This is a genomic window from Bacillus sp. 22475, from assembly GCF_052044835.1.
Classification (GTDB): Bacteria; Bacillota; Bacilli; order Bacillales; family Bacillaceae_G; genus Bacillus_A; species Bacillus_A cereus.
This window is the reverse complement of record NZ_JBQENW010000002.1, coordinates 396,041-417,316: the sequence shown is the minus strand read 5'-3', so window position 1 is coordinate 417,316 and position 21,276 is coordinate 396,041. Positions and strand designations below refer to the sequence as shown.

Here is a 21,276-nt window from a genome sequence, read left to right as displayed (position 1 = left end):
AAGGTGGGGGATGTACTGCTCATTAAAGTGAAAATATCGGAAAGGAGAGGAAAGATGGGAAATCAACATGCAATGGATTTGTTTGAGGAAGAGAAAAAATTTATAAAAGCGCAAGTTCTTCATACCATTTTCCACAACGAAGAAAACCTCTATTCCGTTGTCAGTATGAAAGTCATTGAAACGAATGAAACGTATGACGAAAAGAAAGTAATGATAAACGGTCATTTTCCCCGCATGCATGAAGATGAAGTGTTTACATTGACAGGTCACTTTAAGGACCATCCAAAGTATGGAAAACAATATATGGTTGAAACATTTAAAAAAGAATTGCCGCAAACAAAAGCAGGTATGGTGCAATATTTAGCGAGTGATTTATTTAAAGGGATAGGAAAGCGTACAGCGGAAAAAATTGTGGATCATCTCGGGGAACATGCTATTTCTAAAATTATGGATGACCCTGAGGCGTTAAATGGTGTTGTTAACAAACAAAAGGCTCAGGAAATATATGAGACAATTGTTGAACATCAAGGATTAGAGAAAGTAATGAGCTTTTTAAATGGTTACGGTTTTGGAACGAAACTTTCTATTAAGATTTACCAGCAATATAAAGAGATGACATTAGAAGTGATTCGTAATAATCCGTATCAACTTATTGAAGAAGTGGACGGGATTGGTTTTGGACGAGCGGATGATATAGGGCGTGCGTTAGGGATATCGGGTAATCACGACGACCGTGTACGAGCGGGATGTTTTTACACATTAGAGAATGTCTCATTGCAACTTGGTCACGTTTATATGAGGAAAGATCAACTTGTAAGAGAAACGATGTCACTTTTAAACAATCAAGAAGGAAGAGTGACTGAAGAAGATATTATAGGTTGTATTGAAACGATGCAAAGTGAAGGGAAAGTCATCATAGAAGAAGAACGAGTGTATTTAGCAACTTTATTCTACTCTGAAAAAGGTGTTGTAAAGTCTATTCGTCGATTGATGAATCAAGAGGAAACACCTTCATTTCCTGAAGCAGAAGTGTTAAAAACATTAGGTGAAATTGAAGAACAGTTGAATGTACAATATGCACCGTTTCAGCAAGAAGCGATTCAAACGGCACTTCATAAACCGATGATGTTATTAACAGGTGGACCAGGAACAGGAAAAACAACCGTTATTAAAGGGATTGTTGAAATGTATGCGTCACTTCACGGATTATCGTTAAATCCGAATGAATACAGTGATGATAACCCATTTCCAATACTATTAACAGCTCCAACAGGAAGAGCAGCGAAGCGGATGAGTGAATCGACAGGACTTCCAGCTTGCACAATTCACCGTTTGCTTGGCTGGACGCCAGAAGGATCTTTCCAGCGTAATGAAACGGATCCTGTCCAAGGTAAGCTCCTTATTATCGATGAATTTTCAATGGTTGATATTTGGCTCGCAAATCAGCTATTTAAGTCGCTACCGACGAATATTCAAGTTATCGTTGTAGGTGATGAAGATCAGTTGCCATCTGTAGGACCTGGACAAGTATTAAAAGATTTATTAAATGCAGGTGCAGTTCCGACAGTGAAGCTTACTGAAATTTATCGTCAAGCAGAAGGCTCATCTGTTATTCAACTTGCCCATGCGATCAAAGACGGCACACTCCCGCCAGATTTAGCGCAAAATAAAAAAGATCGTTCGTTTATCAGCTGTACAGGGGCTCAAATTGTTGAGGTTGTGAAAAAAGTTTGCGAAAATGCTAAAACAAAAGGCTTTAGTGCAAGGGATGTTCAAGTATTAGCACCGATGTACCGCGGGCCTGCTGGTATTAATGTATTAAACGAAGCGCTGCAACAAGTTTTTAACCCGAAAAGGGAAAAGAGTAAAGAAATCCAGTACGGTGATGTTGTATACCGAAGAGGCGATAAAGTACTGCAACTTGTTAATCAGCCGGAGAGCCAAGTGTTTAATGGTGATATCGGAGAAATTGTTTCGGTGTTTTATGCGAAAGAAAACGTCGAGCAACAAGATATGATTATCGTTTCATTTGATGGAATTGAGGTAACGTATACAAAGCCGGATTTAAATCAAATTACACATGCATATTGTTGTTCCATTCATAAATCACAAGGTAGTGAATTTCCGATTGTTATTATGCCGATTGTGAAAAGTTACAACCGTATGTTACGCCGTAATTTAATTTACACGGGCATTACAAGAAGTAAGAAGTTCCTTATTATTTGCGGGGAGGAAGTAGCTTTCCAATCTGGTGTAAATCGCCTTGATGATGCAATGCGTCAAACGACTTTGGCTAATCGTTTGCAGGAATCACAAGGAGAAGTACAGATGGTAACAGTTAATGGCGAAGAAATGGACGTGGAAAACATTTCACCGTATGATTTCATGTAACAAGGTGAAAATATATAGTGAAACTTTCAAATGCATAGCGTTGAAAGGCTCCAGCAATGTATAAATGAATGCGGTTTGGACATAATGGCGAATAGAATCTGGGAGACTGTAAGGAGATGAAAGCCATATGTTCATTTGTCCAAATTGCAAAGGGAAAGACATTGGAAAAATAGGTGTCAACCAATTTTATTGCTGGAATTGTTATATCGAATTATCGGTTTCAAAGGGGAAAATCCATACGCATCAAGTTGAGGAAGATGGTTCATTAAGCTCTCTTGATGATTTATTTGATGAGAATGAAAGAACGATCGGATAACGAAAAGGGGGATTTACTTTGAATCTACGCAATTCATTAATCGCATTAGGTGTTGGAGCTGCAGCATATCAATATGCTCGTAAGCAAGATATGTTTTCAAAACGAAATATAAAAAAGGCGCGTAAGATGATTAAGTCTTACTTATAATCATTTTGATAAAGTGAAAAACTCCCTTATAGACAAGGGAGTTTTTTTATGCACTCATATGCAAATAAAAAAGTCCAATTTCTGAGAAAAGATAAGATAGACCGTAACAGCCGACGCCAAGTATTCCATACTGCCATAATTGCTTCGCTTTTTCTTTACGTGAGGAACGAATAAAGAACCCCTTCCAAATACCAAAGCCGATACAAATCCATTCAAGAATCATAAAAAGTGCTGATAATCCAAGCATAAACAAAACCATAATTAGCCCTCCTGATTACATTATTTCATGCTGTATTCTCAGGGGTGGTTGTCCTTGTTATGTTATTTATATGTACGTCTTTAAAAAACAGTATGGTCCGTATGAAAAGATTTTAAAAGTTTCACACATAACCTAACCCATTTATTTTCAAAATAAAGGTGGAGGAGGTTTTTCATGTGAAGAATCTTAAAATCATTTGGATATATCGTTTAGGATTATTGTTACTTGTTTTTCTTTGTTTGCTCGTCTTTTTAAAAATTAAGCCACTATGGGCACCGATTATTTTTGTATTTAAAGTAGCAATTACGCCGTTTCTTATCGCCTGTTTTATTGCGTATTTATTGCACCCTTTAATTGAAAAAATTCATAAGGAAGGGATGCCCCGTACACTTGCCATTTTGCTCATTTATATTCTTTTCTTTGGCGGAATTGGTTATGGGATTTATAAAGGAACACCAGTCGTTATTAAACAGTTACAAGAGATTAATGAACAATTTCCGCAGTTTACAAAGATGTACGATTCGTGGATGGATGGCGTTACAGAACAAACAGCGAATTTCCCTTCGTTCATTCATGAAAAGGTGAAACAACTTTTTGTGGGTGTGGAAACGAAGATTCAAGCGCTTTTAAATAAAGTGATGAGTACAGCTCGTGGTGTACTCGATTCATTGCTCATTATTTTCTTAATACCGTTCATTGTATTTTACATATTAAAAGATTATGGTGAGTTTTATCATATCTTTTGGAAACTAGTCCCAAGTAAATGGCGAGGTACGGGGCAAATGCTTGCGAAAGAAATTGATAAGTCACTTGGAAGTTATATTCGAGGACAGTTATTTGTTTGTTTAGTATTAGGGGGAGTATCAGCTCTTTCTTTTTGGTTTATCGGTATGAAATATCCATTATTGCTTGGCATTATTATTGGGGTAACGGATATAATCCCGTACTTTGGTCCTATTTTAGGAGCGATCCCGACGTTAATGATTGCAGCAACAGTATCAACGAGTTTACTTATTAAGGCGGGGATTACGATTGCTATTTTACAATTCGTTGAAAGTAACATTTTATCTCCCTACATTGTTGGTAAGTCACTTCGTATGCATCCTGTTATTATTATGCTTGCATTACTAGTTGGTGGAGAGGTAGCTGGGATTGTAGGTTTACTAATATCGGTTCCAATTTTAGCAGTTATTCGCACGGTCATTGTTCATGTAAGGCCTCTTTTGAAAAAAGAAGATGTGTAAGTATAGAAGCCCTCTATGTAAAAAAATAGAGGGCTAATCATATGTTTATTTAGAAAGTTGCTCGTGTATCTTTTGTACAAGGGAGCTCACATCATTTGTTTGAATATGTTTTATTTTTTTCCATTCATTATCATACGTAAATATAATTTGATTGCTGAAAAGACGTTTTTTTTCTTTTAGATTAGAAATTTTTCCGAAAGAGTATTCTTCAAATATTGGATTCTTACTTACATCTGGCCTTGCGACGGAACGATAAATAAATATGTCTAATGAACATGCTGCGTAAAACAATATTGTTTCGTTAGTCGTTAATATGTTTTTAGCTTTATTCAATAAGGTTGCCATAGTAATCGCTTCTGTGTTATTAATAATTTAATTGTAACAAAAATGCAATATTCAGAAAATTTTATGCGGATGTTTTTATGAAGATAGTACGATTTATTAATGAACTGCATAATATATGAAAAGGCTGTTAAGAATGAATAGTAGAATACCTATGATTAATAAGCGATTAATACAATATAAATGATTATCTACATTGACAAACTTAAGAGAATTCTATTATATTTAGTCATATAATATATTAAATCAATGACGGAACAAGTACGTTACAGTCCATTTATAGAGAGAAGCTTCCATATGGCTGAAAGAAGCTTTAAATGAAGGGTAACAGAAAGCTAATCCTGAGAGCAGCTAATCACTGCCGTCTTGCCACGTTACGGCACCATGAGGTGATGAATTGATTGTTATTGTAATCAATTCATAATTAGGGTGGTATCGCGAGTTAACTCTCGTCCCTTTTATAGGGGCGGGAGTTTTTTATATTTAAGGAGGAAAATACAATGAAACAACTAACAGGCGCACAAATTCGTCAAATGTTTTTAGACTTTTTCCAAGAAAAAGGACATGCAGTAGAACCTAGTGCATCACTAGTTCCACATGAAGATCCATCTCTTCTATGGATTAATAGTGGTGTAGCAACATTAAAAAAATATTTTGATGGACGTGTAATCCCACAAAATCCACGTATTACAAATGCTCAAAAATCAATTCGTACAAACGATATTGAAAACGTAGGGAAAACAGCTCGTCACCATACATTCTTTGAAATGTTAGGAAACTTCTCAATTGGTGATTACTTCAAAGAAGAAGCAATTACATGGGCTTGGGAATTCTTAACGAGCGACAAATGGATCGGATTCGATAAAGAATTACTATCAGTTACAATCCATCCAGAAGATGAAGAAGCATTTACAATTTGGAATGAGAAAATGGGCGTTCCAAAAGAGCGTATTATCCGCTTAGAAGAAAACTTCTGGGATATCGGTGAAGGACCAAGTGGACCGAATACAGAGATTTTCTATGACCGCGGAGAAGCTTACGGTAATGACTTTAGTGACCCAGAATTATATCCAGGCGGAGAAAACGAGCGTTACTTAGAAGTATGGAACCTTGTATTCTCTCAATTTAATCATAATCCAGATGGTTCATATACACCACTTCCTAAGAAAAACATTGATACAGGGATGGGTCTAGAACGTATGACATCTATCGTTCAAGATGTGCCTACGAACTTTGATACAGATCTATTCATGCCGATGATTGGTGCAACAGAATCAATTTCTGGTGAGAAATATCGTAATGGCGATTTAGAAAAAGATATGGCGTTTAAAGTAATTGCTGACCATATTCGTACAGTAACATTTGCTGTTGGTGACGGTGCTCTTCCTTCTAACGAAGGCCGTGGTTATGTATTACGTCGTTTATTACGCCGCGCTGTTCGTTATTCGAAGAAATTAAACATTAACCGTCCATTCATGTTTGAATTAGTACCGGTTGTTGGAGAAGTAATGAAAGACTTCTATCCAGAAGTACTTGAAAAGAAAGATTTCATTGCGAAAGTTGTGAAAAACGAAGAAGAGCGTTTCCATGAAACACTTCATGATGGTGAAGCAATTTTAGCTGAAGTTATTACAAAAGCAAAAGAAGAAAAAACAACTGTTATTTCTGGAGTAGATGCGTTCCGTCTATATGACACATACGGTTTCCCAATCGAATTAACAGAAGAATATGCAGAAGAAGCTGGTATGACAGTTGACCAAGAAGGCTTCGAAAATGAAATGGAAAAACAACGTGAGCGTGCACGTGCTGCTCGTCAAGACGTTGACTCAATGCAAGTTCAAGGCGGTATACTTGGAGAAGTTAAAGTAGCGAGTGAGTTCGTTGGTTACGGTACAGTTGCAACAGAAAGTAACGTTGTTGCACTTGTGAAAAACGGCGAATACACAGACAGCTTACAAGCTGGTGAAGAAGGACAATTAATGCTTGATGTAACACCATTCTATGCTGAGAGCGGTGGACAAATTGCAGACCGTGGTTACCTTCTTGCTGATGGCGTGAAAGTTCTTGTAAAAGACGTGCAAAAAGCACCAAATGGTCAAAACTTACACAAAGTTGTTGTTGAAGAAGGTACATTAACGAAAGATGCGGCTGTGAAAGCTATTATCGATACGAAAAACCGTAGTAGCGTTGTGAAAAATCATACAGCAACTCACTTACTACACCAAGCATTAAAAGATGTACTTGGAACACACGTTAACCAAGCAGGTTCTCTTGTAACTTCTGAACGTTTACGCTTTGACTTCTCTCACTTCGGTCAAGTACAAGCTGACGAATTAGAAAAAATTGAGCGTATGGTAAACGAGAAAATTTGGGAAAGTATTGATGTTGAGATTTCTCAAAAAGCAATCGAAGAAGCGAAAGAAATGGGCGCAATGGCATTATTCGGTGAAAAATACGGTGATGTTGTACGCGTTGTACAAGTTGGCGATTACAGCTTAGAGCTTTGTGGTGGTTGTCACGTTGATAATACAGCTTCTATCGGTATTTTCAAAATCGTTGCTGAGTCTGGTATCGGTGCAGGAACTCGTCGTATTGAAGCAGTAACTGGTAAGTCTGCATACGAATTAATGAACGATCAAGTAGGTTTATTAAAAGAAGCAGCAGGAAAAATGAAAACAAATCCGAAAGATATTTTAACAAGAGTTGATGGTCTATTTGCCGAAGTAAAACAACTGCAAAAAGAAAATGAATCTCTTGCTGCGAAATTAAGCAATATCGAAGCTGGAAACTTAACTGATTCTGTAATGACAGTTGATGGTGTGAATGTATTAGCAGCGAAAGTAAATGTTGCAGATATGAATAACTTACGTACGATGATGGATGATCTAAAAAATAAATTAGAGTCAGCAGTTGTTGTATTAGCGTCTGTTAATGACGATAAAGTAAACATCCTAGCAGGTGTAACGAAAGACTTAATTGGCCAAGGTTACCATGCTGGTAAACTTGTGAAAGAAGTAGCTTCTCGTTGCGGCGGTGGCGGTGGTGGCCGTCCTGATATGGCACAAGCAGGCGGTAAAAACCCAGCTCAAGTCGAAGAAGCTTTAGCATTTGTACAAGAGTACGTTAAATCTGTTTCAAAATAAAGAGATAGTAGTGTACAATGGTAGGGAGAGGAGAAGTTCTTCTCCCTATACTTACTATATAAGTGAGGTGCTTGAAATGGACGGTTTTGATAAAACAATGAAGTTTAGCATTCAAGATGAAAAACAGAGTGTCCATGTAAATGATGTACTTTTAACTGTGTATGATGCACTTCAAGAAAAAGGCTATAATCCGATTAACCAAATCGTCGGTTACTTATTAAGTGGAGACCCAGCATACATACCTCGCCATAAAGATGCACGTAGCATCGTTCGCAAGCTTGAACGTGATGAGATTATTGAAGAGCTTGTGAAGTCTTACTTGAAACATCATCGTGAGGAGTAGTTTATGCGGATATTAGGTTTAGATGTAGGTACAAAAACAGTCGGAGTTGCAATTAGCGACGAAATGGGCTGGACAGCACAAGGATTAGAAACAATTAAGATTAACGAAGAACGAGGTCACTTTGGTTTTGATCGTATTTCTGAGTTAGTAAAGCAGTACAATGTGGATAAAATAGTAGTAGGTTTACCTAAAAATATGAATGGTACAATTGGCCCACGTGGTGAAGCGTGCCAACAATTTGCAGAAAACCTACGAGAGCTGTTACAATTAGACGTTGTAATGTGGGACGAGCGTTTGTCGACGATGGCAGCGGAACGTCTACTCATTTCAGCTGATGTAAGTCGTAAGAAGCGAAAACAAGTAATCGATAAGATGGCTGCAGTCGTAATCTTACAAGGATTTTTAGATAGTAAATAAGAGGTGACCAAAATGGAAGAAAATCAAATTACAATTGTAGACGAAAAAGGTAACGAACATTTATGTGAAATTATTTTCACTTTTGATGCTGAAAAATTTGGTAAAAAATCATATGTAGTCTTCTCTCCAATCGGTGAAGTAGACGAAGATGGAGACCCAATTTATGATGCAATGGCTTATGAGCAAAATGAAGAAGAGGGCGGAAGCTTACTTCCAATCGAATCTGAAGAAGAGTGGGAAATGGTACAAGAAATGTTCAACACTCTTGCTGATGAGCAAGAAGCTGAATAATAAGTACTGAAAAGATGGACGACATACAGTCCATCTTTTTTTGTATTTATATGTAAAATGAAAGATTTTTTGTCGAAACTGTGTAAGTCTTTGTAGTATAATGAGACGGATTGTAGAAAAATAAAGTGTCTATTAAAAAAGATAAGTGAATTTGTTGCGTTTTTACATCGTGCTGTATAGAAAGGTGTACATACGGTCTACAATTAAGTAAGGAGGAAATGTTTTGATAGAGAATCAAGTGAAAAAGAAGCGTAGACGCATCTTTTTATTTTCGATTATTGCACTGCTTTTAGTTTGTGGTTCAGTCTATGCGTATATTTCATCCGCATTAGGACCAGTTGATAGCGGGAATAAAAAAGAGATTGAAGTAGAAATTCCTAAAGGAGCATCTACAAGTAAAATTGGAGAAATTTTAGAAGAAAAAGGCGCTGTGAAAAACGGTACAGTTTTTAGTTTTTATACAAAGGCTAAATCGAAAAGTTTACAAGCAGGTACATATTTATTAAATCCTTCGATGAATGCTAAAGATGTTATCGAACAAATGTCATCTGGCGACGTGCATCGTCCAGCTCTTTATAAAGTGACGATTAAAGAAGGGGCGCAAGTAACTGAAATTGCAGAAGCGATTGCGGCAGAACTAAAGTGGAATAAAGATGATGTTACGCGTCAATTAAACGATAAAGCATTTATTCAAAAAATGCAGCAAAAGTATCCGAAGTTATTAACGGATAAAATCTTTGATAGTAATATTAAATACCCATTAGAAGGTTATTTATATCCTGCGACGTATTCGTTTTATAAGAAAGATACGACGTTAGAAGAAATTGTAATTCCAATGCTTGAGAAAACAAATGCAATCATTGTTCAAAATGAGGCGAAAATGAAAGCGAAGAACTGGGATGTTCATCAGCTTTTAACATTATCTTCACTTATTGAAGAAGAGGCAACTGGTTTTACAGATCGTCAAAAGATCTCTAGTGTCTTTTATAATCGTTTAGCAAAAGGTATGCCGCTTCAAACGGATCCAACGGTATTATATGCACTTGGAAAGCATAAACAACGTGTATTATACGAAGATTTAAAGGTCAACTCACCGTACAATACGTATGTTGTAAAAGGATTGCCGGTAGGGCCGATCGCAAACTCTGGTAAACATTCAGTGGAAGCTGCGTTAGAACCTGCGCAAACAGATTATTATTATTTCTTAGCTGCACCAAGTGGTGAAGTGTACTATGCGAAAACATTAGAAGAGCATAATGCATTAAAGCAAAAATACATTACGAAAAAACAGTGAAATGGGGAGGGATAGCGAAAAAAGTCGCACATCCCTCTTTTTTGTGGTAAAATATATCGGGTTAAAAACTGGCAGAAGAATCGTTTTTAATATCAAAACGGGACGTACAAGCTAAGGGTAAAGCTGGCTTGTATTTTTATTGCATTCTATGTGGGAAAAGACGTCATAGAGGCACTTCTCCATGTAAATAAGGAGGACCATTTATGGAGGATGCAGTTAACGAGTACCTATTATCATTTATTGATCCGAAAGATAAATTAATTCTTGAAATGGAAGAATATGCAACAGAAAATCATGTGCCGATTATGGATCGACTTGGAATGGAATTTATGCTGCAATTTTTACGTTTAATTGGACCGAAAAGCATTTTAGAACTTGGAACAGCAATCGGTTATTCTAGTATTCGTATGATGCAAGCTATTCCAAATTCACGTATTGTGACAGTTGAGCGCAATCGTGAGCGATATGAAAAAGCACTTGAATATATAGAACGTTCCCCAGTAACAGATCGTATTTCAGTTATTTACGGTGATGCGTTAGAGACAGGTGAACAAGTAAAAGAACACGGGACATTTGACGTTATTTTTATTGATGCAGCAAAAGGACAGTATCGTCGCTTTTTTGACTTATATGAACCGTTATTAAATCCTGGTGGCGTAATTATTTCAGATAATGTTATGTACCATGGTCTTGTAACGACAAAAGAGAAAATTGAAAACAGACGTACACGTGGTTTAATCCGTCGTATTAAGACGTACAATGAGTGGCTTATGAACCATGAAGGATATGATACAACGATTTTCCCAATTGGTGATGGAGTAGCTGTTAGTAAAAAGAGAGGGTGACCAAGGTATGAAGAAACCTGAATTGTTAGTAACGCCAAGAGCGGTGGCGGATATCGAACTTCTTGCGAAAGCAGGAGCAGATGCGGTAATGATCGGTGAGCAAAAGTTTGGTTTACGTTTAGCAGGGGAGTTTTCACGTGAAGATGTAAAACAAACTGTGAAGATTGCGCATAAAAATGGTGTGAAAGTATACGTAGCAATGAACGCTATGTTCCACAACGATAAAGTAGAAGAATTAACAGATTACGTTTCATTTTTAAATGAAGTAAATGTAGATGCAATTGTTTTCGGAGATCCAGCGGTATTAATGGCTGTTCGCGAAGTGGCACCAAATATGCAGTTGCACTGGAATACAGAAACGACAGCAACAAACTGGTTCACTTGTAATTACTGGGGACAAAGAGGAGCGAAGCGTGCTGTATTAGCTCGTGAGCTGAGCTTAGATGAAATTGTTGATTTAAAAGAAAATGCTGAAGTGGAACTAGAAGTACAAATTCACGGTATGACTTGTATGTTCCAATCGAAGCGTTCATTAGTAGGAAACTACTTTGAGTATCAAGGACGTAATCTTGACATTGAAAAGAAAAAATATGAAGAGAATATGTTCTTATATGACCCAGAGCGTAACAATAAATATCCAATTTATGAAGATGAAAATGGTACTCACATTATGAGTCCGAACGATATTTGTTTCATCGATGAATTAGAGGAACTAATCGAAGCTGAAGTTGATAGCTTAAAAATCGACGGTGTACTAAAAAGTTCTGAATACATTATTGAAGTAACGAAGAAATATCGTCAAGCGATCGATTTATGCGTAGAAGATCGTGATGCATATTATGACGTGAAAGATGATCTATATAAAGGAATAGAAGAAATGCAACCAGTAAATCGTCCGTTAGATACAGGATTCTTCTTTAAAGAAACGGTTTACTAAACGAGGAGGGTGTAGGAAATGACTGTACAAGAAATTTCACGAGTGATCGATGGCAAACGTGTTATTGTGAAGAAACCTGAACTGTTAATCCCTGCGGGTAACTTAGAAAAATTAAAAGTAGCTATCCATTACGGGGCAGATGCTGTATATTTAGGTGGACAAGAATTTGGTCTTCGTTCGAATGCAGGTAACTTTACGCTAGAAGAAATGGCAGAAGGCGTTGAGTTTGCAAAGAAGTATGGAGCGAAAATATATGTAACAACAAATATCTTTGCACATAATGAAAATATGGACGGGCTAGAGGAATATTTAAAAGGGATTGAAAAAGCTGGCGTAACGGGAATTATCGTTGCTGATCCGCTTATCATTGAGACTTGTAAACGCGTAGCGCCTTCTGTTGAGGTGCATTTAAGCACACAGCAATCACTATCCAACTGGAAAGCAGCACAGTATTGGAAAGAAGAAGGTTTACATCGTCTTGTATTAGCTCGTGAAGCAAGCTATGAAGAAATGAAAGAAATTAAAGAAAAAGTGGATATTGAAATTGAAGCATTCGTACATGGTGCAATGTGTATCGCATATTCAGGAAGATGTACATTAAGTAACCATATGACAGCGCGTGATTCTAATCGTGGTGGTTGTTGCCAATCTTGCCGCTGGGATTATGATTTAGTTCAAACAGTATCACAACATAAAGATGCAAAAGAGCTTCCTCTATTCCAAGAAGGAGATGCTCACTTTGCGATGAGTCCAAAAGATTTAAATTTAATTTTATCAATTCCGAAAATGATTGAAATCGGAATCGATAGCTTAAAGGTAGAAGGACGTATGAAATCAATCCATTACGTAGCGACTGTAGCAACTGTATATCGTAAAGTAATTGATGCTTATTGTGCGGATCCAGATAACTTTGAGTTTAAACAAGAATGGTTAGATGAGCTTGATAAATGTGCAAATCGTGATACAGCTCCTGCATTCTTTGAAGGGGTTCCAGGACATCAAGAGCAAATGTTTGGAAATCATAGTAAGAAAACAACGTATGATTTTGCTGGTTTAGTGTTAGATTATAATGAAGAAACGGGCATTGTAACGATTGAGCAACGTAATCATTTCAAACCAGGACATGAAGTGGAGTTCTTTGGACCAGAAATAGAAAACTTTACGCAAACGGTGGAGAAAATTTGGGATGAGGATGGAAACGAATTAGATGCAGCGAGACATCCGTTGCAAATCGTGAAATTCAAAGTGGATCAACGAGTGTATGTGAATAATATGATGCGCAAAAGCATACTTCAATAAGAAAGAGTGATAGTCGAATGGGGACGAATAAGCCTGTTGTAATTGGAATTGCTGGTGGTTCGGGATCAGGTAAAACGAGTGTAACGAAAGCGATTTTTGACCATTTTAAAGGTCATTCTATTTTAATCTTAGAGCAAGATTATTATTACAAAGATCAAAGCCATTTACCAATGGAAGAGCGTTTAAAAACAAATTATGATCATCCGCTTGCGTTTGATAATGATCTGTTAATTGAACATTTGCAGCAGTTGCTTGCATATGAGCAAATTGATAAGCCTGTATATGACTATACATTGCATACGCGTTCAGAAGAAATTATTCCAGTTGAGCCGAAAGATGTAATTATTTTAGAAGGAATTCTTATTTTAGAAGACCCACGTCTTTGCGAGTTAATGGACATTAAATTATTCGTTGATACGGATGCTGACCTTCGTATTCTGCGCCGCATGCAGCGTGATATTAAAGAGCGCGGTCGTACGATGGATTCAGTTATTGATCAGTACGTAAATGTTGTACGTCCAATGCACAATCAATTTATTGAGCCTTCTAAGAAATTTGCGGATATTATTATCCCTGAAGGTGGACAAAACCACGTTGCAATTGATATTATGGTGACAAAAATTGCAACAATTCTTGAACAAAAAGTAAATTTGTAATAGCATAGTAAAAGATATACGGTAGGAAGGGATTTTTTCCCTTCCCATCGAATACAATGAAACATGCAACCTCATCTATATATAGGTGAGGGCATATTTATATCAACTTTCCATACATATCTTCTTGATATAAAGAAGAATTGGAAATACGGGGTTGTATGTGACAACTCCGCTAGTGCGAGGGTACTAGAAACCTCCGCTAACAATGGAAGCGGAGGAGTTTTCATATGGAACTCCTCTTTTTTTCGGGGGATTGGTATATAAAAGGAGTGGAAAATATGTCAACAGAAAAAACATACCCTATGACGCAAGAGGGTAAGCAAAAACTAGAGAACGAACTTGAGCAATTAAAAACAGTAAGACGTAAAGAAGTAGTAGAACGTATTAAAATCGCACGTAGCTTCGGGGACCTTTCTGAGAACTCTGAGTACGATGCAGCAAAAGATGAGCAAGCGTTCGTAGAAGGACGTATTACACAATTAGAAAATATGATTCGTAATGCAGTTATCATTAAAGATACTGGCGAAGTATCAACTGTTGTTACATTAGGTAAAACAGTAACATTTAAAGAATTACCAAACGGAGATGAAGAAGCGTACACAATCGTAGGTAGCGCGGAAGCTGATCCATTTGAAGGAAGAATTTCTAACGATTCTCCAATCGCAAAAAGCTTATTAGGTAAGCAAATTGGTGAGAAAGTAACAATCCAAACACCAGGTGGAGAAATGCAAGTAGAGATTGTCTCTGTAAAATAATAAAAAAATCACTCGTGTAAAAACGAGTGATTTTTTTATTTGTATAAAAGATGAAACACTCCGTCCAAACTATAATAGACGAGGTGTTTTTTTATGAAAATAAAACGGAGAATTACAATTGTTTTAATTTGTTTTATGGGCATTATGTTTTTATTGCTTTGTCGTTTAATTCAAATCCAAATTATAGATACAGAATCATTTACTGATCGCAAAATAAATTTAATTGAAAAAAGTGTTACGCAACGTACGCAATCCATTGCAGTAGACGATGGACGTGGGCAGTTTATAGATCGTAGTGGTAAAGAAATAGGTGAGGAAAAGTATCCTGTTTTAATTGTTTTTCCATTTTTACAAATAAAAAATGACATGTTAGAGAAAATCGCGCATATCATTGGTGTGTCGAGACAAGAGATCAGAAGACAAATGAAAAATAAAAAAAATGCATTTATACTGCAAGGGGAAACTGCTCCATTTCGAGTGACACGAGAGCAGATGGAGAAGGTGAATCAATTACATGTATTAGGTATTGTAGCAGCTGAAGTGCGATTAAAACAAACTGGGGAGATAAATCATTTAATTGGTGATGTAGGGGAGAACGAAAGAGAATTTCAAAAGCGATATGGAGAAGTGAAAAAAATTTCAAAACAAACGCCGATAGGTATTTCAGGATTACAGCAATCATTTGATGAATTTCTATTGACTGATGGAGAGGCAAAAGTATTATATCAAGTAGATCGGCAAGGAGAACCAATTTTCGGAAAGCAAGCGAAATACACTTCACCAGGAAATCCATTTTATCCAGTTAGGATTCAAACTACTTTACATAAAGAGTTGCAGCAAAAAGCAGAAGAAGTGATTGAAGCAAACGAAATAAAGAAGGGGGGATTAGTATTACTTGATGTAAAGACAAATGAAATATTAGCGATGGTTAGTAAGCCGTCTTTACAAGTAAGGGATGAGAATTTATATAAAACTACACTTGAAAATCAAATGTTAACGCCGCATTTTCCAGGCTCTGTTTTTAAAACAGTAGTTGCAGCTGCAGTCATTGATCAAAAAGTAAATTTGTTTAATCGGACATTTAATTGTAATAAAGATTTATATGGTGAAAACGACCCACAAGTTATGATGGGTACACTTAACTTCAAAGAGAGCTTTGCTAGGAGCTGTAACAGGACATTTTCCGAGTTAGGTAACGAGCTATTACAAAAGGATAGAACGGTGCTAGAAACATACGTAGCAGCTTTAGGAGCAAATGAAAAGGTCGGATGGAAAGGTTCTGTATTTCATACACCTCATTTCGAGCAAATGCCAGAAGAAAAAGGCTCTACTATTTGGGGGAATGAAGAAAACAAAAATAGTAAAAAAGCGGTAGAGCAAACAGCGATTGGACAGAAAGATGTACGTATATCACCTCTAGCAATTGCTAATATGATGGCGACGATTGCGAGGAATGGAGAAAAGATGGAAGTGAAAGCTGTTGAAAAAATAGTATATAAAAATGGAGCGGATTTTTTTACATTTGAGAACCATACGTTACATGGAAAACAGCTTTCGTATGAAACAGTGAAAACATTACAAGAGTTATTAAGAGGCGTTGTAACAAGGGAGAAAGGAACAGGAACGGCATTCCGCTCGTTGCCGCTCAGTGTCGCTGGAAAATCCGGGACAGCGCAAACAGGGAAAGGGACGAGGGTGAATCGCTGGTTTGCAGGTTATTTTCCGTATGAGAATCCAAGATATGCTTTAGTTGTTGTTGATCTAGAGACTGATAACAAAGTGAATAAAGTCACACCTATTTTTAAAGATATGGTAGGAGCAATCTATCAATTGGAGAATGAAAAGTAATCTTGCAATTTATAGTGAATTGTTTTCATTTCATGAAAATATCATTGTAAATGTTCAACCTTTCTAGATTTAATGTTACAATAGCAATTAGGAAAAACTGCATGGAGGTTTGGAGAATGGCAGGAGGATCAAGATTCCAACAGAAACAACAAAAACGTCGTCAAAACGGTGTTTTAAATATTGCAATCGCTATTGTATTACTATTAGTAGCTATTGTAGCATATCAATTGTTCGTTCCTAGTACGAAAGAGCAAGCATCTTCTACTGATAAGAAAGTCTCTCAACAAACAACAAAGAATGAGAAAGCTGGAAAATCAGAAGATAAAGAATCTGCTAAGAAAAAAGAAAAAGAAAAAGAGCAAGCAGAAGCTAAGCAAAAAGCTGAAGAAGAGAAGTTAAAGGCTGAGGAAGAAAAGAAAAAAGCTGAAGAAGAAGCGAAAGCTAACGAGAAAGTATCAGCTGAAAAAACTGTATCCAAGGCAAAAGAGGCTTATACAAAACCTTCTTGGAAAGCTGTAGGAACAGAACAAGGTTCATCACCAGCGATGACGTTTAAACAGGGGTCATCAGATTGGAATGAGATGCAAAGTGCAATTGCTGCAGGTATTGAAGTACCGAAGGAGCAATTAGTATTCCATTTTGTTGGAAGAGACAAAACTGGAAAGAGCAAAGCTTATGGTGACGTTCAAGATAAGCAAAGTGGAAAAAGATATTACGTAAATATTGATTGGGTAGACAATGAGGGCTGGAAACCAGTACTTGTTCAAACTCTAAACTAAAAAAGAGAAGCTCCTTAGGAGCTTCTCTTTTTTAGTTAACGCAATTTCTTTAATTTAAAATGAACAACCGCGCTATAATAAGGTCTTTTGCTTTCAGGATCCATAACCATTTGATGTGAGATGTGATGGACTTCAAGCATAAGTGCTTTATTATTATCGATTTGTTCACTAATTTTTCGTTCTAAAGAAGCTAAGTCTCCCGCTTCAAAAAATTCTACTTTATCTTCTAACATTTCAAAGGTAAATGACATGAAGACGGCCCCTCTCCTATGTAATCAACTATAGTGTAACAAAGAAAAGAAGGAAATACCATGTACATTTCAATTGACATTTTTAGAAAGAGGGAATATCATACTGATAAAACCGATAAGAAAAAGGGGAATTTTTATGGGCACAGAATTTAATGGTTTATTTGATGAGTGGGCTCATACGTACGACTCATTCGTACAAGGCGAAGATATACAATATAAAGAAGTTTTCGCCCATTATGAGGATATTCTAGAGGATGTAGTTAACAAGTCATTTGGTAATGTATTAGAATTTGGTGTCGGTACAGGTAATTTAACAAATAAATTATTACTTGCTGGCCGCACAGTTTACGGTATAGAACCGTCGCGTGAAATGCGTATGATTGCAAAAGAGAAATTGCCAAAAGAATTTTCGATTACAGAAGGTGATTTTCTTTCGTTTGAAGTCCCAAATTCAATTGATACCATTGTAAGCACCTATGCATTTCATCATTTAACAGATGATGAAAAAAATGTAGCGGTTGCGAAGTATAGTCAATTGCTAAACAAAGGTGGTAAAATAGTGTTTGCTGATACGATATTTGCAGATCAAGATGCATATGATAAAACTGTTGAAACAGCAAAACAAAGAGGTTTTCACCAGTTAGCAAACGATTTGCAAACGGAATACTATACACGTATTCCAGTTATGCAGACTATTTTTGAAAACAATGGCTTCCATGTAACGTTTACGAGATTAAATCATTTCGTTTGGGTAATGGAGGCAACTAAGCAATAGAAAGAGGGATTAGATTGAGAATTGCTGTAATTGGAGCAATGGAAGAAGAAGTACGTATTTTACGTGACAAATTAGAACAAGCAGAGACAGAAACGGTTGCAGGTTGTGAATTTACGAAAGGACTATTAGCAGGACATGAAGTAATCTTGTTAAAGTCTGGTATTGGTAAAGTAAACGCAGCGATGTCAACGACAATTTTATTAGAAAAATATAAGCCTGAAAAAGTAATTAATACTGGTTCAGCTGGTGGATTCCATCATTCTCTAAACGTTGGTGATGTAGTTATTTCCACTGAAGTTCGTCACCATGACGTAGATGTAACAGCATTTAACTATGAATATGGTCAAGTACCAGGAATGCCGCCTGGATTTAAAGCTGATGAGGCGTTAGTTGCATTAGCTGAGAAATGTATGCAAACTGAAGAAAATATTCAAGTTGTAAAAGGCATGATTGCAACAGGCGATTCATTTATGAGTGATCCGAACCGCGTTGCAGCCATCCGTGATAAATTTGAAAATCTTTATGCGGTAGAAATGGAAGCAGCAGCTGTCGCACAAGTATGCCACCAATATGAAGTTCCGTTTGTTATCATTCGCGCACTTTCTGATATTGCTGGTAAAGAATCAAATGTTTCATTTGATCAGTTTTTAGATCAAGCAGCTCTTCATTCTACAAACTTTATCGTAAAAGTGTTAGAAGAGTTAAAGTAATGTAACAAAAAGGCAACTGTCTCATATAAAGAAAATACATACAGTTGCCTTTTCTTTATTGGCAAACAAGGGGGAGAACACGATGAATGTATATCGTGGAGTTCATGAGTTAATTGGTCATACACCAATTGTAGAAATTACTCGTTTTTCACTTCCGAAAGGGGTCCGCTTATTTGCAAAGCTTGAATTTTATAACCCAGGCGGAAGCGTTAAGGATCGTTTAGGAAGAGAATTAATCGAAGATGTGCTAGAAAAAGGGCTTGTTACCCAAGGTGGAACAATTATTGAACCGACTGCTGGGAATACTGGTATTGGACTGGCACTTGCAGCATTAGAACATGATTTACGTGTTATCGTTTGTGTACCAGAGAAATTTAGTATTGAAAAACAAGAATTAATGAAAGCACTAGGTGCAACGGTCGTGCATACACCGACTGAGCAAGGAATGACCGGTGCAATTGCAAAAGCAAAAGAATTAGTAAATGAAATACCGAATTCATACTCTCCAAGTCAGTTTGCGAATGAAGCAAACCCGCGTGCTTATTTCAAAACACTAGGTCCTGAACTTTGGGATGCACTGAATGGAGAAATTAACATATTTGTTGCTGGAGCAGGAACTGGCGGTACGTTTATGGGGACTGCATCTTATTTGAAAGAAAAAAATATAGATATTAAAACAGTTATCGTAGAGCCAGAAGGATCTATTTTAAATGGTGGTAAGGCTGGTTCACATGAGACCGAAGGAATTGGACTGGAATTTATCCCGCCATTTTTGAAAACATCTTATTTTGATGAAATTCATACGATTTCTGATCGAAATGCATTTTTACGAGTGAAAGAATTAGCGCAAAAAGAAGGACTTCTCGTTGGGAGCTCTTCAGGAGCAGCATTTCATGCGAGCTTACTTGAGGCAGAGAAGGCAGCACCAGGTACAAATATTGTAACCATTTTTCCTGATAGTAGTGAGCGCTATTTAAGTAAAGACATATACAAAGGATGGGAATAAAAAATGAGAGCAAAGACAAAGTTAATTCATGGTATTCGCATAGGAGAACCTTCAACTGGATCTGTAAACGTACCGATCTATCAAACAAGTACGTACAAACAAGAAGCGGTTGGTAAGCATCAAGGATATGAATATTCACGTACAGGTAACCCAACACGTGCAGCTTTAGAAGAAATGATTGCTGTATTAGAAAATGGTCATGCTGGATTTGCATTCGGTTCTGGAATGGCTGCTATTACAGCGACAATTATGTTGTTCTCAAAAGGTGACCACGTTATTTTAACAGATGATGTTTATGGTGGAACGTATCGTGTTATTACGAAAGTATTAAACCGCTTCGGTATTGAACATACATTTGTAGACACAACAAACTTAGAGGAAGTTGTAGAAGCAATTCGTCCAAATACGAAAGCGATCTATGTGGAAACACCAACGAATCCATTACTAAAAATTACTGATATTAAGAAAATATCTACTCTTGCTAAAGAGAAAGACTTATTAACAATTATTGATAACACATTCATGACGCCATATTGGCAGTCGCCGATTTCTTTAGGAGCAGATATTGTGCTTCATAGTGCAACGAAATATTTAGGAGGTCATAGTGACGTAGTTGCAGGTCTAGTAGTTGTAAATAGCCCACAACTAGCAGAAGACCTTCACTTTGTACAAAACTCAACAGGAGGTATTCTTGGACCACAAGATAGCTTCTTACTACTTCGCGGTTTAAAAACATTAGGAATTCGTATGGAAGAACATGAAACGAATTCACGCGCTATTGCTGAATTCTTAAATAATCATCCAAAAGTAAATAAAGTATATTACCCAGGTCTTGAATCACATCAAAACCACGAATTAGCAACAGAACAAGCAAATGGATTTGGTGCTATTATCTCGTTTGATGTAGATAGTGAGGAAACATTAAATAAAGTACTTGAGAAACTGCAATACTTTACACTTGCTGAAAGCTTAGGAGCAGTAGAAAGTTTAATTTCTATTCCATCTCAAATGACACATGCATCAATCCCAGCAGATCGCCGTAAAGAATTAGGAATTACAGATACATTAATTCGTATTTCTGTCGGTATTGAAGATGGTGAAGATTTAATTGAAGATTTAGCACAAGCGCTAGCATAATAAAAATGCACTGCTAATGTGGAGCAGTGCATTTTTATTACGTTAATTTGTGAAATTTTTCACAAATTAGACATACACAAATGAAATGATT

23 protein-coding genes and 1 other annotated feature are annotated in these 21,276 nt (G+C 36.7%); of the genes, 20 read left to right on the top strand and 3 right to left on the bottom strand.

The features are described 5' to 3' along the window. Nucleotides 1-54 precede the first annotated feature (54 nt). The 3 genes from recD2 (at nt 55) to ACTJJY_RS05565 (ending at nt 2,854) form a co-directional block, all read left to right on the top strand. Nucleotides 55-2,391 (top strand): SF1B family DNA helicase RecD2, encoded by a 2,337-nt coding sequence (gene recD2, locus ACTJJY_RS05575; protein ID WP_440605150.1) that lies wholly within the window; start codon nt 55-57, stop codon nt 2,389-2,391. Between the two features lie 127 nt (nt 2,392-2,518). Further along, on the top strand, nt 2,519-2,707 hold the full coding sequence (locus ACTJJY_RS05570) for a hypothetical protein (RefSeq protein WP_000469281.1): 189 nt from the start codon (nt 2,519-2,521) through the stop codon (nt 2,705-2,707). 18 nt (nt 2,708-2,725) lie between these two features. Next, nucleotides 2,726-2,854 carry a YrzQ family protein gene (locus ACTJJY_RS05565; RefSeq protein WP_213746505.1) on the top strand — a complete coding sequence of 43 codons (129 nt, stop codon included), beginning with the start codon at nt 2,726-2,728 and terminating at the stop codon, nt 2,852-2,854. Nucleotides 2,855-2,900: 46 nt separating this feature from the next. Here ACTJJY_RS05565 and ACTJJY_RS05560 read toward each other — a convergent pair whose 3' ends face one another. Next, nucleotides 2,901-3,113 carry a hypothetical protein gene (locus ACTJJY_RS05560; protein ID WP_000242539.1) on the bottom strand — a complete coding sequence of 71 codons (213 nt, stop codon included), beginning with the start codon at nt 3,111-3,113 and terminating at the stop codon, nt 2,901-2,903. Nucleotides 3,114-3,289: 176 nt separating this feature from the next. Here ACTJJY_RS05560 and ACTJJY_RS05555 point away from each other — a divergent pair, with 176 nt between their 5' ends. Next, nucleotides 3,290-4,357 carry an AI-2E family transporter gene (locus tag ACTJJY_RS05555; RefSeq protein ID WP_000793128.1) on the top strand — a complete coding sequence of 356 codons (1,068 nt, stop codon included), beginning with the start codon at nt 3,290-3,292 and terminating at the stop codon, nt 4,355-4,357. A gap of 45 nt (nt 4,358-4,402) precedes the next feature. On the opposite strand, the gene ACTJJY_RS05550 is transcribed toward ACTJJY_RS05555, so the two are convergent. Continuing rightward, entirely contained in the window at nt 4,403-4,702 is a 300-nt protein-coding gene (locus ACTJJY_RS05550; protein ID WP_440605149.1) for a PH domain-containing protein, read from the bottom strand. Between the two features lie 237 nt (nt 4,703-4,939). Then, nucleotides 4,940-5,159, top strand: a binding site (T-box leader). Between the two features lie 40 nt (nt 5,160-5,199). Here ACTJJY_RS05550 and alaS point away from each other — a divergent pair. The 12 genes from alaS (at nt 5,200) to ACTJJY_RS05490 (ending at nt 17,306) form a co-directional block, all read left to right on the top strand. Further along, the gene (gene alaS / locus ACTJJY_RS05545; RefSeq protein ID WP_440605148.1) at nt 5,200-7,842 is read left to right on the top strand and encodes an alanine--tRNA ligase; all 2,643 of its coding nucleotides are present in this window, start codon (nt 5,200-5,202) and stop codon (nt 7,840-7,842) included. A 76-nt stretch (nt 7,843-7,918) separates the two neighbouring features. Further along, nucleotides 7,919-8,185, top strand: a complete 267-nt coding sequence (locus ACTJJY_RS05540) for an IreB family regulatory phosphoprotein (protein WP_000348591.1) — start codon at nt 7,919-7,921, stop codon at nt 8,183-8,185. A gap of 3 nt (nt 8,186-8,188) precedes the next feature. Then, the gene (gene ruvX / locus ACTJJY_RS05535; RefSeq protein ID WP_001221193.1) at nt 8,189-8,602 is read left to right on the top strand and encodes a Holliday junction resolvase RuvX; all 414 of its coding nucleotides are present in this window, start codon (nt 8,189-8,191) and stop codon (nt 8,600-8,602) included. A 12-nt stretch (nt 8,603-8,614) separates the two neighbouring features. Beyond that, entirely contained in the window at nt 8,615-8,893 is a 279-nt protein-coding gene (locus ACTJJY_RS05530) for a DUF1292 domain-containing protein (RefSeq protein WP_000392245.1), read from the top strand. Between the two features lie 223 nt (nt 8,894-9,116). Further along, on the top strand, nt 9,117-10,187 hold the full coding sequence (gene mltG, locus ACTJJY_RS05525; RefSeq protein ID WP_440605147.1) for an endolytic transglycosylase MltG: 1,071 nt from the start codon (nt 9,117-9,119) through the stop codon (nt 10,185-10,187). A gap of 203 nt (nt 10,188-10,390) precedes the next feature. Further along, the gene (locus ACTJJY_RS05520; protein ID WP_000389102.1) at nt 10,391-11,032 is read left to right on the top strand and encodes an O-methyltransferase; all 642 of its coding nucleotides are present in this window, start codon (nt 10,391-10,393) and stop codon (nt 11,030-11,032) included. A 7-nt stretch (nt 11,033-11,039) separates the two neighbouring features. Further along, nucleotides 11,040-11,969 (top strand): peptidase U32 family protein, encoded by a 930-nt coding sequence (locus ACTJJY_RS05515; protein WP_440605146.1) that lies wholly within the window; start codon nt 11,040-11,042, stop codon nt 11,967-11,969. A gap of 18 nt (nt 11,970-11,987) precedes the next feature. After that, nucleotides 11,988-13,268: a peptidase U32 family protein gene (locus tag ACTJJY_RS05510; RefSeq protein WP_000217974.1), complete on the top strand. Its 1,281-nt coding sequence runs from the start codon at nt 11,988-11,990 to the stop codon at nt 13,266-13,268. Between the two features lie 17 nt (nt 13,269-13,285). After that, the gene (gene udk, locus ACTJJY_RS05505; RefSeq protein WP_000537078.1) at nt 13,286-13,924 is read left to right on the top strand and encodes a uridine kinase; all 639 of its coding nucleotides are present in this window, start codon (nt 13,286-13,288) and stop codon (nt 13,922-13,924) included. A 278-nt stretch (nt 13,925-14,202) separates the two neighbouring features. After that, nucleotides 14,203-14,679, top strand: coding sequence for a transcription elongation factor GreA (greA, locus tag ACTJJY_RS05500; RefSeq protein ID WP_000102591.1), 477 nt, complete (start codon nt 14,203-14,205; stop codon nt 14,677-14,679). 93 nt (nt 14,680-14,772) lie between these two features. Further along, nucleotides 14,773-16,527, top strand: coding sequence for a peptidoglycan D,D-transpeptidase FtsI family protein (locus tag ACTJJY_RS05495; protein ID WP_440605145.1), 1,755 nt, complete (start codon nt 14,773-14,775; stop codon nt 16,525-16,527). 116 nt (nt 16,528-16,643) lie between these two features. Beyond that, nucleotides 16,644-17,306: a YrrS family protein gene (locus ACTJJY_RS05490; RefSeq protein ID WP_000897094.1), complete on the top strand. Its 663-nt coding sequence runs from the start codon at nt 16,644-16,646 to the stop codon at nt 17,304-17,306. Nucleotides 17,307-17,341: 35 nt separating this feature from the next. Here the strand turns inward: ACTJJY_RS05490 and ACTJJY_RS05485 are convergent, their stop codons facing one another. Continuing rightward, nucleotides 17,342-17,557, bottom strand: coding sequence for a YrzA family protein (locus ACTJJY_RS05485; RefSeq protein WP_000010984.1), 216 nt, complete (start codon nt 17,555-17,557; stop codon nt 17,342-17,344). 136 nt (nt 17,558-17,693) lie between these two features. Between ACTJJY_RS05485 and ACTJJY_RS05480 the strand changes: the two genes are divergently transcribed. The 4 genes from ACTJJY_RS05480 (at nt 17,694) to ACTJJY_RS05465 (ending at nt 21,185) form a co-directional block, all read left to right on the top strand. Continuing rightward, nucleotides 17,694-18,332 carry a class I SAM-dependent DNA methyltransferase gene (locus ACTJJY_RS05480; protein WP_000536323.1) on the top strand — a complete coding sequence of 213 codons (639 nt, stop codon included), beginning with the start codon at nt 17,694-17,696 and terminating at the stop codon, nt 18,330-18,332. A 14-nt stretch (nt 18,333-18,346) separates the two neighbouring features. After that, on the top strand, nt 18,347-19,042 hold the full coding sequence (gene mtnN, locus ACTJJY_RS05475; protein WP_001217027.1) for a 5'-methylthioadenosine/S-adenosylhomocysteine nucleosidase: 696 nt from the start codon (nt 18,347-18,349) through the stop codon (nt 19,040-19,042). A gap of 82 nt (nt 19,043-19,124) precedes the next feature. Beyond that, nucleotides 19,125-20,048, top strand: a complete 924-nt coding sequence (locus ACTJJY_RS05470) for an O-acetylserine dependent cystathionine beta-synthase (RefSeq protein ID WP_440605144.1) — start codon at nt 19,125-19,127, stop codon at nt 20,046-20,048. A 3-nt stretch (nt 20,049-20,051) separates the two neighbouring features. After that, nucleotides 20,052-21,185, top strand: a complete 1,134-nt coding sequence (locus ACTJJY_RS05465; protein WP_001201921.1) for a bifunctional cystathionine gamma-lyase/homocysteine desulfhydrase — start codon at nt 20,052-20,054, stop codon at nt 21,183-21,185. Nucleotides 21,186-21,276: the final 91 nt, after the last annotated feature.